The sequence below is a fragment of the Alteribacter lacisalsi genome (assembly GCF_003226345.1).
GTDB classification, from domain to species: Bacteria; Bacillota; Bacilli; order Bacillales; family Salisediminibacteriaceae; genus Alteribacter; species Alteribacter lacisalsi.
The window spans coordinates 635,673-647,676 of record NZ_PDOF01000001.1 but is presented as its reverse complement, the minus strand read 5'-3'; the positions used below and the strand labels follow the sequence as shown (position 1 = coordinate 647,676).

The window sequence follows — 12,004 nt, the reverse complement described above, 5'->3', positions numbered from 1 at the left end:
TGTTTGCTTGCTGTCAGTCCCTCCTGAAATTCCCCATTACTTCAACGGTTTCACTTACGCTCACAAATGCATTAGGGTCCACTTCCTTAATCAGGGGTCTGACTAAGGCAAGCTCAGGGCGTGAAATGACCGTATACATCACTTTGACGCCTGTTCCTGAGTATGCACCTTCTCCATCCATCACGGTGATGCCCCTGTATAAGTTGGCAATCAGGTTCTTTTTCAGTTCATCTCCCCTGGTCGTTACCACCATCAGGCTCAATTTGATATGGCGTGTATGGATCCGGTCAATGACCAGTCCCGTAATGTAAATCGAAGCCATGGTGTACAGCGCCAGCTCCCAGGCAAAGAAGAATCCGGAAATAAAGACGACCCCGCTGTTTAAAGCGAAAATCAGCCCGCCCAATGGAACATCCCACCGCTTAATTAAGACAAGGCTTACCACATCAAAACCGCCTGTAGAACCGTAGTTACGGATGATCACACCAATGGCTGCTCCTGCAATAACTCCGCCGAACACCGAGGACAGGAGCGGATCATTTGTTACAGGCACAACGGGAATATATAGCATCGATACAGACGTGATAAAAACCGAGAAGATACTGTTACCGATAAACATCTTTCCAAGCTTCATCCAGCCGAGTATTAGGATCGGAATATTTAAGAGGAAGATCCAATACCCGGTATTTACTGGCGTAAGAAGACCAAATACCATAGCCAGACCAGTGACTCCCCCGGTAAGAACTTCATGAGGCAGAAGGAACACGTTAAACGCAAACCCCACAACGATAGAAGCGATAAATATAATTAGAATTCGAGACACATTATTCATAATCACACTCCTTTCTAACTCTATACCATGAAGAAGAACGTTCATAAACGATTGATTTTCCTGTAACGTATTGCCGCTGCCAGAAAAAAAGCGAAGTTTCTGCCTGATCAATACCCTACGGTACTGCATTCGAGCGGAAATACCCCGGCCAACGTATGACCAGGGTACTCCTTTTTATCCCGTTACAGGCTGCGGGGATTTATAGGGTTTTGGACGGGCTGCGTGGTACCACTGGCGCAGCAGCAGAAACACGATCACCCCATCCACTATATCTCCGCCGTAAAACATCAGCATTCCGCCGGCCTCTGCTTCAGCCGCCGGTACTCCTGCCGGGGGATTGGCGTAGAGGTATTTAGAGAGAATGCCGTGACTGGCCAGGGCCAGGACAAGCGCCACACTACGGTAAAAATAAGATGGTCTGTTGGGCATCGGATCCTTTGAAATCATCGACGCCGTAAACACATACCCGGCAATAAAAACATGGGCATGAACCAGGACATGAAGAGCAGGACTCTCGTGCATCCCGCTGTAAAGCGGCGTCGTATACAGCACCCACAGCGCTCCCATATTCATAAGGGACGCCACGAATGGATCGGTCAGTACGTGAAAGACCCTCCATTTCAGAATACCACTTACCTTCCGGGCAGCTGTCACCGGCAGGGCCCTGAGAAGAAGCATAATAGGAGCCGCCAGCACCATCAAAAGCGGCGCCAGCATTCCCAATAACAGATGGGTCATCATATGTACGTAGAAATCATGATGAGCCTGATCAGCCAGCGGACCTGCGACAGCAGTGAACGCCAGCACACATCCGAGAATCCAGAAACATGTCCGCCACACCGGCCATGAGCGGCCCTTTCCAGATGAGACCATGAGCCCCCAGATATACAGGAGCGCAAGAATAAGAAACGGAAGCGCCAGAAGAATCTGGGACCATACCGGAAGTCCTGCCATTTCAGTATGCGTGTGATGCATCGTTACACCGCCCCCGATGCCCGGCGATTGCCGCTCCGGGTTTTATACAGCAGATAAACCCCCGCTGCAATCATCAAAGCGGCCGTCACATTCCAGATAATATCGTACACCAAGACATTTTCCACGTAACGGATCTGGTGAATCCGCATCACTTTGTGCTGAATCAGACCGTCATAAAGCTGGAATGCCCCGGCACCTGTTAACACGCCGCCCCACCACCGCTTCAGATACAGGCTTTTTTTCCGGCGCAGGTCAGCAAACCAGAACAGACCGCCAATCGTGGCAAACCAGCTGAACGCATGAAACAGCCCGTCCGAAATCAGGCCAATGTCGGTGGTGGCCAGATCATAGAAATGATGCCACCGGAGCAGCTGGTGAAAGACTACTTCATCAAAAAACGCTATGGCACCCAAGCCGAACAGGACGCCGGACCAGAGATTTCCGCTGTAATTAACTTCTCTCATACCTGCACTCTCCCTTTACGTTTACTCCACTCTCTATCAGACCAGTCTGGCGCAGAAGCCGGTGTTATATACACTTTCAAAGTTCACCTTCCTTTTTCCTTTTCCAGCATGCACCAAACAGCACGATCGGTCCTTTCACAGAAATGAGGCTGAGTGACTACGTCAGGGGAACGAGGAAAAATGACATGCCCTTTTTTACTTAAAACAAAACGACGACAAAAAACAGCCCATTTGGAGCATGGACTGTTCCCACTTTTATTCATGCTTATCTGCATCGTCACTATTCTTTGGCTTCATTCACTTCCAGCGCCGCACGCACACCGGACTCGACGGCTCCTTCCACCCACCCGTGCAGATCCGACGAATGTTCCCCGGCGAAATGCATCCGTCCCTCCGGCCGTCTGATGATCTCCGGATAATCTGCTGCCTGGTTGGGGGCGTAAAGGGTAAAGCATCCGGCCGCAAACGGATTCTGTGCCCAGCTGTAGGAAGCCCCGCCCAGATAGAGATCCCGAACGTACTCGCCGTGAATGGATGCCAGGAAATCAAGCGCAAATCGGATCCGCTGCTCATCTGTGAGAGATTCCCACAGTCGCGCGTTATCGCCCCAGGTGTAGCTCGCCTGCACGACGCCGGGACCGGGCTCTCCGATCCGGCTGCTCGGATAATGCGTAAACTGAATCGGCAGATCTGTCGTCAGGCTCCCGCCTCTCATACCATCCCGTTCCCAGAATTTCTCGCTGAATTCAAGTCCCACTTTTACAGAAGACACGTAATGGATCGTCTGAATCGCTTTTCTTTTTTCATAGCTCAGGGAGTTGAAGGGGGTAACCCGGACAAACTGAAAAGCCGAGAACGGAATCGTGGTAATCACCACATCCCCCTCATAGGTGTAGATCCGCCCCTCCCGGTCCTCTGTCTGCACGACCACCTGTTGAGGACCGTTAATCACCGAAGTTACCTTCCGGTCAAAAATAACATTGTCCGCCAGGTACTCTAGAAACGCTTTCGGCAGCTGGTCGTTTCCCCCGGTAATCTCCAGGAAATTCGTATTCTCTCCGAAAATCGTACTGATGATGTTTCTGAAAATATCGATAAAGCTCAGCTCCGGAAACCCTTCGATTCCGAGCATCACCTGGATTTTCCGCACCGCGTCACCGGAGAGGGAGCGCCCTACCGGATTGTTTCTGAGGAAGCTCTCCATGGAATACTGCTCGAAACCCCTGACCAGCTCCTCCCGCTCCTCGTCGGTCGAATTCTCGTAAAGCCTGTAAAAAGCATTAAGAGCACTCTTTAGAAGCTCAGCTGCCGTTTCCCCGCTTTCATCTTCCGAAACAGGAAAGCCGAGGATGTCCGGATCGTCTTCATACTGAAAGCGTCTGACAAGACGGTTATTTACATAGTACAGATCGTTGTCCGTCGTGTTGATAAATTCGTTCGTTTCAAGCCCGAACTGATTGATCAGTGCCAGCGTCAGCTCGTGGTAATCGGGAATCCTCATCGGCCCCGCTTCAAAGTAATTCCCCTCCGTGAACGGCTCCCGGATCGTATACACCCTGCCGCCAACCCGGTCGCTGCCTTCGAGAATCGTCACATCATGGCCCGCATCTTTTAACAGCTTCCCGGCCGTCAGCCCTGCAAGCCCCGCCCCGAGAATCAGCACCCGCTTCGCTTCCTCCGGAGCTGGAAGGCTTCCTTCTATAAAAGCAATGTACTCCTCCGGTGCCGTCTGAATCCCTTCAACCCTCTCCATCCTGTTCGCCCCCTTTGGCATCAATACCAAATGTATGTTTATCAGGCGAAGTTCTTGTTAACTAAAAACGGTTCTGTGCTGCATTTTTTCGTAAATAGTGAGAGTGATGGATCGGTATGAAAAATGTCATTCAGGAACCGTCCCCGCTTAACAAAGCTAACGCTTGTGGATTTCCATGATAAGGCCGTATTTCGGACGAAGGGTGATGAGGGGCTGGGGCTTTACAGCCGGACAATTATCAGAGATAGCCACCCGGTACTGCTTCAGTATTACTGCGAGTACAAGCACGGCTTCCATAAGGGAAAAGTGATTGCCGATACAAATTCGTGCGCCGCCGCCGAAAGGGAAGTATGTTCCGGAAGGCAGGGATTTCATGAAATCGTCTTTAAACCGATCAGGTTTAAAAAGATCAGGTTCTGTAAAAAAGGAAGCATTTCGGTGCATCACATACTGACTGAGGAGAAGCGTCTCCCCCTTTTTAATCCGGTACCCCCCCAGTTCAAGGTCCGTTTCCGCCTGTCTGCCCACCACATAGGCAGGCGGATACAGACGCATTGATTCCCAGACTGCATTTTTCACGCAGCTGAAGTTCATAAAGTGAGCCGCCTTCACGCCTCCTTTTCCCGTGACGTTATCAAGCTCCATGTGAATTTTTTTCTGCTCCTCCGGATGCTGACCGAGAAGGTAAAGCGTCCAAGTCAGGAGATTGGCAGTGGTTTCATGGCCTGCAAGGAAAATGGTCATCAGCTCATCACGCAGCTGGCGATCCGTCAGTCCTTTTCCGCCCTCACTGGCCTGCATCAGAATACCGAGAAGATCCTCGTAGTTATCACCCGATTGTTTTCTCTTCTCAATTATTCTGTAAATGACGCGGTCCAGTTCCTGCACGGCCCCTTTCAGCCTGCGATTATCACGGACCGGAATCCAGAGCGGAAGGCTGAATGGATTGCGCATACGCCTGATCCCGAGCTTCATGATCGACTCCATCGGTTTGCCGATTTTTCGCGATCCCTCCTCAAAATCCATGCTGAACATCGTCTTTGCAATAATGGCCAGTGTGATATCCATCATCTCGTCTGCGATATTAAGTTCTGACTTTCCCTCCCAGTTTCGGATTATCTGTTTCGTAACTGCGGTCATTTCCTCGCCGTATTTCGCAATATGCGTATGTCTGAAAGCGGGCTGGATCATTCTTCTCTGTTTAAGGTGGAAGGCTTTTTCGCTCGTAAGCAGCCCCTCTCCCACAATCGATTTCAGCGTCTGGATATCTCTCGATTTTACAAGCCGTTTTTCTTTGTCGGCAAAAACAGTACTGATCAGATGCGGGTCGTTCACAAGATGAAACCGCTGAAACGGCCCCAGCCTGAACGAGGCGAGAGGGCCAAATGTTTCCGCCTGGATTCTCAGAAAGGCGAGCGGGTCCTTTTTAAACGCATCGAGCGATCCTTTAAACCAGGTGCCGGCCGGGCCGGGAGGGCGATGGGGTGGTAATTCCTGTTTGTTGGTCATGGTGATTTTTCCTCTCCTCTTTTTTTAGTGAAACAGTCACTCCTTTACTCTATGAAAAAGGCACAGGACAGCCTGTACATCTGTACCATATGGCTGGAAACTGGTCTATCATTCCGAAGGCAAAAGCCCCTCTTTCTGATATGTCCATGCTCATCCTGTTTTGGTGAATAGAGTAAATAGACAACGTTATTAACAAAAAAGGAGAATCCAATGATGGAAAAAAAAGAAATCTTATTAAAAATGCTGGAGTTGACACATCTGACCGAGGAAAAGGTGAAGGCACACAGGAAAAGATTAAAGGTGCCCCTGGGGATTCAGCCTGAGGAGATCATAAAAAAACTGGAGGAGTACCAGAAGATCGTGGAATTGAAAGTTCCAACCAAAAACGACCTTGCAGCCCTCGCAGCCCTGATTCGCCAGGTAGAGGAAAAAGTGGATGCTCTGGAAGAGAAACTCCTGACTCAAGACTGCCGGAAAAAAGAAAAAGGCAAAAAAAGAAAGGACAATAACCAGTGAATACCGTCACACCACGCCATGCTGTCTGGACACTTAATAAAAACGTACTCTGGTATTATCCTTCCTCTTCCCGAAAATACTGCACGCCCCTTTTTCTTGTCTACTCCCTGGTAAACAGACCGTACATTTTAGATCTGGCTCCGGGCATGAGTATGATTGGCTGCCTCAACCGGGAAGGGTTCGATGTCTATCTCCTCGACTTCGGAATCTCCGGCTATGAGGACAAGGATGTCAGCCTTGAGGATTACATTCTTACGTATATTGAACGGGGTCTTCGCCGGACCCGGATTCACTCCGGTTCTGAAGATGTCATCAGTGCCGGGTACTGCCTGGGAGGCACCATGGCACTTATTCATGCAGCTGTATCACCCAATCCGCCGGAAAAACTGGTACTGTTTGCACCACCTGTGGACTTTTCCAGTCTCCCAGGTGCTGAACCATGGACGGACGCTTTTAATGGTAATCCTGCACGGCTCAAAGTGGCTGTAAAGGCGATGGGGATGATCCCGGCCCCTGTCGTTAACCGTACACTCAGCAGCCTCTTTCCTGCTTCCTCAGACCGAAAAGCAAAGCCGGCCAACGAAAAACATGCCCTCATCCAGCAGTGGCTGTACGATTCGGTTCCGTTTTCCGGCAAGGCTCTTTCACAGGTAATCGAAGACATGGTGTTTCATAATCGCCTCGTGAACCATACCTTCACCCTGGCCGGTCAGCCAGTCGATACTAGAAAAATTAGGTCTCCACTCCTGCTGGTAACAGGAACAAAGGATACAATTGTACCGAAGGAATCCTCTCTCCCTGTCATGGCTATAACAGGGAGCCGTGATCAGGAGACGGTCACGTTCCATGGCGGTCACATTACTCTCGCGGTCGCAGGTACACTTCCTAATGAGTTAACCATATGGTTAAAAAATCAGGCCATCCGGCTCACATAACTTCACTGTTTAAGCACCCTTTCCGGCCGTCAATTACGGAAAGGGTCATGATTGTTTTTCTTTCATTATTTTAAAAAGGCAGCCGGTGAGAAGGCTGCCTATTAATGTAAGTTTCCGTCTTTTTTAGCATGTAATATCGCCGTTGAAAGATCTCATTTAGGCAACACCCAAATTTCTACGCCATCCGATTGCGGTAGACACGCACAACCGTCATAACGATCAGGAGATAAATACTCAAGACAAAAATCCAGCGCATCATCGACGCTCCTTCAATGGCCAGTACCACCGTGTACACGACCACAATCGGCGTGACAATCATCAGCCAGAATTCATCAATCGTGAGACCGAGTTTTCCCCGCAGTTTCTTTCCCGCCTTTACCGCCAGCACGACAAGCATCACAGCAATGACCAGAAGCAGGATCACTTCCATATCTGTCACATCCTTTTTTAAACCAAATATATCCTCTGCCCAGACGGCAGAAGACCGGATCAGAACACTTTTTTCTATTCTATCACAGTAGACCCAGCTGCTGAATCAGCCATCCTCCTGCCGGCAGGATAAATATTAAGGCACTATCAGTCATACATATAGTAATACCAGTTTTTCAAGAGAGGAGCAGTTGATGGCCATGTACACATTCATGAACGGTAAATTTATTCCGGATGAAGAAGCCTCAGTCCCGATCAGAAACAAAGCGCTGAACTACGGACTTGGTATAATTGAGGGTATCCGCGGGTATTGGAACCCGGACCACAAGCAGTTGTATGTATTCCGCCTTACTCTCCATTATGAGCGTCTCCTGGAGGCGTGCCGCGCCCTGGCCATCGACATTCCCTACACTGCGAGCCAGCTTTCGGAAATTACGGTGGAGCTTATTAAGATCAATAATGTAAAAAGGAACATCTACATCCGGCCATTTGCCTTCATCGATCAGGAATCCCTGCGTCCGTCCCTCATAAACGAGCAGTACGGTCTGACCATCGCCCTTGTTGAACCCGGTATTTATGCTTTCAACGAATTGAAGACCCTTACATCATCATGGCTCCGTATAACAACGAACACGATTCCTTCTCAGCTGAAAACCTCTGCCGGCTACATGAACTCAGCTCTTGCGTACTCCGATGCGGTCCGTTCGGGGGCGGATGAAGCGATTCTTCTTACCCGAGAAGGAAATCTCAGTGAAGCGAGTACCAGCAACCTATTTGTAGTAAGGGGCGATCACATTCTGACACCCCAGGCATCGGACGATATTTTTCCGGGAATTACCCGCAGCACCGTGCTCACCCTTGCAGAAGATGATCCCAGCCTGACCTGGGAGATTACCACCCTGCCAAAAACTTCCCTCTATACGGCCGATGAAGTTTTTCTCACTGGAACCGCTATTCAAATTGTTTCAGTAGTATCAGCAGATTTTCGCCAGGTCGGATCAGGAATAACAGGACCAGTTACAGCCTACCTGCAGAAAAGCTATATGGACATCGTTCACGGCAAGGTGCCAAACCGTTTTAACTGGCTGACAGCTGTGTACTAAAGAAGGTTGCCGGCATAATCTATTAAATGCTGTGCTGCTTTTTGGGCTCTCAGTTTAGCCTCACTTATAGATTTCAATCACGGGGTTTACCGCAGAACCATAGTAATCGGAAAAGGACCGCCCAGTTACCCGGTCTTAATTTCGCCCTCTACAGGGCTCTTATTAAGAAATTTCCTTTTCACTATACGTACAACCCACTACACATAATCCTTGAATAAACGTTTTTTTGTAAGGAAAAGGGAATTTACAGTAATGAAACTTTTTATCCTGTACTGCTTTGTGATTAAGAGAACAGGCATATTTACCATTTTGGTTACCGTACAGTGTTAGTTTTGATAAGGAGGTTGTGTATCATGAACTATACACATGAGGAGCTCACAAAAAGATTAGAAGAAAGAGTAGCCCATTCAAAAAAAGGGAGATTAAGCATCATTAATAAGGAAATTCCTTTTCAGGAGGGGAGCGGCGGTTTAGATCCGAGAGTGAAAAGATTTCTTACAAACGAGGTCGATCCGAATAAAAGACGTCCGCTCGAAATCGATGACCTTGAGCTTACCCGAAACAGAGTGGAAGTAAATAATAAAGATTTAAGCAGTGGAATTCGTTCGAAAACGAAAAACATATTTTCTGAAGATCACGAATTGACCTTAAAGATTTATAACCAGACAAAAGAAAAAAAGCCGGTCCTTATTTATTATCACGGGGGAGGTTTTTTTGAGCGGGATACGGACGTCATGGAAAATGTGTGTAAGTTCCTAGCGCAGAAGGCTAATGCAGTAGTAGTAGCCGCGGAATATCGTCTTGCGCCGGAGCACCCCTACCAGGACGGGTTGAACGACTGTCTGGAAGCAGTGCAGTATGTTTACGAACATACCAGGGAATTTAATATCGATGCTGATAAAATGGGCCTTGTGGGAGACAGTGTCGGGGGGAACCTTGCACTTGGGGTGCATCAATTAAGTAGAGGGAAACCATGGAATATAAGCTATATAGGGATGCTCTGTCCACTGGTTGATTTATCTTACGTATCAAGGAATACCTGGAAATTAAAACACTACGACATGAATAAAGATTTCGAGTTAATTCATCAGGAGCTTGTAACAATGAAAGACTCTCTTAATTTCATTCAGACACTATACCTTACTAATTTGGAAGATGTGCTTCTGCCGCTCGTTTCTCCCTTACTGCGCAAAGATAAAACCGCCCTCCCTCCTATCACGCTAACAACGGCAGAGTTCGATTTTCTGCGCATTCAAGGAGAAGAGTTTTCCTCCCAACTGGTAGATTCCGGCGTCCCGGTACGTCATTTTGAATATAAAGGAATGGATCATGCATTTGTCAGGAAGCTCGGCTGCTATCCTCAAGCAGCTGATGCGATAAAAGAAATTTCCAACCATTTTAAACGGGTACTGCGAAAGTAGGTGAGTCTCTCCCGCCCTCCACAAGGGACCTCGTATTTGTTCAGTTTGGTAGGGTTAAGAAGAAACGGAACAACTAAAAGAACTTAGTCTTCTAATGCGTTTTTTCTTCTCCAATAAAGTCCCGTGCAATCTCCCCCGCATCCAACGGGCTTCGGATGTTGAAATACTCTTACTTCTTGTGCACCCTCGGGGATTAAGCGTAACCTCTTCCTCCCGGGTATGCTTCCGGACGGGCACACTCAAACAAGTCGTGAGCTCACTTCCTCGAACCGTATCTTCCTCGAATTCCACTAACTTAGGATTCGCAAGTTTCTCACGAGAGTCAAAGAACGCTCGGCTAAGAAATTCAAAACTGTGGAGAATCGTATCATCATTTACTTCCTCCACCCACTTAAAAATCTTTTTCCTCGCTTCATCTAGAGAAACCCTTTCATTTGAAAGCAACTTCCAAAGAATCGCAAAGTCATGCGGACGCTTAATAGGTAGCATGGAAGAAAGCCATTTCAAAGCTTTTTCGAAGTCCCCTGTTAAAACGGCTTGTAGCTCTCTATCTTTCTCCGCTTTCCCAACAAACGAAGCGTAAGTCCAGCTTTTTTTCACAAAACCCAACTGGATCTGGTGCTCCGTCGTACTTATGGTAGTCCATTAGAAAGTACGGCACTCTCCCGCTGCGAACACGCTTAAATTCCTCATACTCCTCTTTTAAATACTTCATCGAAGTGAAACGCTCCTGCTCTAGCTGTGCCAAAATCTGATCTTGTGCAATCTGATCCATCTGAATGTGAGTAGCACCAGGTACATGAGCAAAACCTGTCGCAACGGCCACTTTCAATGTTTCCTTGTCATAATATCGCTGCCCATTTAACGCAATCGCAATGAGGAACGATTTCGCGTAGTTCCCGATAAAATCAAGGACGGTCAAGAATTGCTTGTTTCGATGTTTACGAAGCCCCCGCCCTAGCTGCTGGATAAAAATGATGGGTGAATTCGTAGGTCTGAGCATAAGCACAAGGTTTACTGAAGGAATATCGATCCCTTCATTGAAAATATCGACCGTAAATAAAAACTGCAGTGGATGGTGATCGCTCTCAAGATCCTTAATCCGTTTTTGGCGAATCTTTGTGTGTGTATGACTCGTTAAATAATCACTTTCAATTCCTAATCGATTAAACTCATTTGCCTTAAATTCCGCGTGCTCTCGACTGGCACAAAAACCGAGCCCTTTTCTAACCGGAACATCGTGACCGTAAAACAGCATTTTCTCATGAATTAAATCCACGCGTTCTTTTACATTTAAACGGAACGTAATTTCGTCGATGTCTTCAGGAGCCACATCGCTCAAATCGATCCCGTCAACATCGGTGATACCAAAGTAGTGAAACGGAACGATAATATCATCAGCTAATGCATCATGTAAGCCCACTTCTAGAGCGACGTTGTGTTCAAAGATTTCGAAGATAGAAACCCCATCCCCTCGTTCTGGAGTTGCCGTCATTCCTAGTGTAAATTGAGGGGTAAAATAGTCTAACACATTCCCATAAGAGGCTGCCGCAGAATGATGGGCTTCATCGTAAATAATGTAGTCAAATTCTTTCGGTTGAAATTTGTGATAGTGCTTAGCTAACGTCTGAATGCTTGCAAATAAATAATCCGCTCCAAACTCCTTTTTGTTTCCAGTCAAAAAACCACAGGTCACCGAGAAGTTCTCTAATAAGCTTTCAAACGTATCTTTTGCCCGTTGGAGGATTTCTTCTCTATGGACGATAAATAATAGCTTCTTGGGCTTAAACCTCAGCACATCAAAAGCGGACATAAAGGTTTTTCCAGCTCCGGTAGCAGCGACAACGAGCGTTTTGGATTCACCTAAAGATCGAAGTCGTTCCAGGGTTTCCATTGCTTTTCGCTGCATCGAATTAGGGGTGAAATAGATCGGTTCTTCGTAGATCTCTCTTTCACGAACTACCATACGCTCTAATTTTTCATGCATCCGTTTAAAATCAAGAAGAAATTTGGCATCTGCTGGATTACTTCTCTCCCACAGGCTTTTGTACTCTTTTAACACTTGTT

12 protein-coding genes are annotated in these 12,004 nt (G+C 47.6%); 4 read left to right on the top strand and 8 right to left on the bottom strand.

The window, feature by feature from the left end; all coding sequences use genetic code 11:
- Nucleotides 1-13: 13 nt before the first annotated feature.
- The 5 genes from CR205_RS03080 to CR205_RS03060 all read right to left on the bottom strand — a co-directional run bounded on the left by CR205_RS03080 (nucleotide 14) and on the right by CR205_RS03060 (nucleotide 5,533).
- Nucleotides 14-832 (bottom strand): YitT family protein, encoded by an 819-nt coding sequence (locus CR205_RS03080; protein ID WP_110516823.1) that lies wholly within the window; start codon nucleotides 830-832, stop codon nucleotides 14-16.
- 174 nt (nucleotides 833-1,006) lie between these two features.
- Entirely contained in the window at nucleotides 1,007-1,807 is an 801-nt protein-coding gene (locus tag CR205_RS03075; protein ID WP_110516820.1) for a cytochrome c oxidase assembly protein, read from the bottom strand.
- 2 nt (nucleotides 1,808-1,809) lie between these two features.
- The gene (locus CR205_RS03070) at nucleotides 1,810-2,271 is read right to left on the bottom strand and encodes a DUF2243 domain-containing protein (RefSeq protein ID WP_110516818.1); all 462 of its coding nucleotides are present in this window, start codon (nucleotides 2,269-2,271) and stop codon (nucleotides 1,810-1,812) included.
- Between the two features lie 280 nt (nucleotides 2,272-2,551).
- Nucleotides 2,552-4,024 (bottom strand): flavin monoamine oxidase family protein, encoded by a 1,473-nt coding sequence (locus CR205_RS03065; RefSeq protein ID WP_110516816.1) that lies wholly within the window; start codon nucleotides 4,022-4,024, stop codon nucleotides 2,552-2,554.
- Between the two features lie 156 nt (nucleotides 4,025-4,180).
- Nucleotides 4,181-5,533 (bottom strand): cytochrome P450, encoded by a 1,353-nt coding sequence (locus tag CR205_RS03060; RefSeq protein ID WP_110516814.1) that lies wholly within the window; start codon nucleotides 5,531-5,533, stop codon nucleotides 4,181-4,183.
- A gap of 213 nt (nucleotides 5,534-5,746) precedes the next feature.
- Between CR205_RS03060 and CR205_RS03055 the strand changes: the two genes are divergently transcribed.
- The gene (locus tag CR205_RS03055; protein ID WP_110516812.1) at nucleotides 5,747-6,049 is read left to right on the top strand and encodes a hypothetical protein; all 303 of its coding nucleotides are present in this window, start codon (nucleotides 5,747-5,749) and stop codon (nucleotides 6,047-6,049) included.
- Entirely contained in the window at nucleotides 6,046-6,984 is a 939-nt protein-coding gene (locus tag CR205_RS03050; RefSeq protein ID WP_110516810.1) for an alpha/beta fold hydrolase, read from the top strand. Before CR205_RS03055 ends, CR205_RS03050 begins: the two co-directional genes overlap by 4 nt.
- A 175-nt stretch (nucleotides 6,985-7,159) precedes the next feature.
- On the opposite strand, the gene CR205_RS03045 is transcribed toward CR205_RS03050, so the two are convergent.
- Complete coding sequence (locus CR205_RS03045; protein WP_110516808.1) at nucleotides 7,160-7,414, bottom strand: hypothetical protein; 255 nt, start codon at nucleotides 7,412-7,414, stop codon at nucleotides 7,160-7,162.
- A gap of 193 nt (nucleotides 7,415-7,607) precedes the next feature.
- On the opposite strand from CR205_RS03045, the gene CR205_RS03040 reads away from it, so the two are divergent.
- Both CR205_RS03040 and CR205_RS03035 read left to right on the top strand, forming a co-directional pair.
- Complete coding sequence (locus tag CR205_RS03040; RefSeq protein ID WP_110516806.1) at nucleotides 7,608-8,516, top strand: branched-chain amino acid transaminase; 909 nt, start codon at nucleotides 7,608-7,610, stop codon at nucleotides 8,514-8,516.
- A gap of 353 nt (nucleotides 8,517-8,869) precedes the next feature.
- Entirely contained in the window at nucleotides 8,870-9,937 is a 1,068-nt protein-coding gene (locus tag CR205_RS03035; protein WP_110516803.1) for an alpha/beta hydrolase, read from the top strand.
- Nucleotides 9,938-9,991: 54 nt separating this feature from the next.
- On the opposite strand, the gene CR205_RS20065 is transcribed toward CR205_RS03035, so the two are convergent.
- Nucleotides 9,992-10,537 (bottom strand): DUF3427 domain-containing protein, encoded by a 546-nt coding sequence (locus tag CR205_RS20065; protein ID WP_236634752.1) that lies wholly within the window; start codon nucleotides 10,535-10,537, stop codon nucleotides 9,992-9,994.
- Complete coding sequence (locus tag CR205_RS20060; protein ID WP_142669849.1) at nucleotides 10,485-11,999, bottom strand: DEAD/DEAH box helicase; 1,515 nt, start codon at nucleotides 11,997-11,999, stop codon at nucleotides 10,485-10,487. The genes CR205_RS20065 and CR205_RS20060 overlap by 53 nt, the downstream gene beginning before the upstream one ends.
- Nucleotides 12,000-12,004: the final 5 nt, after the last annotated feature.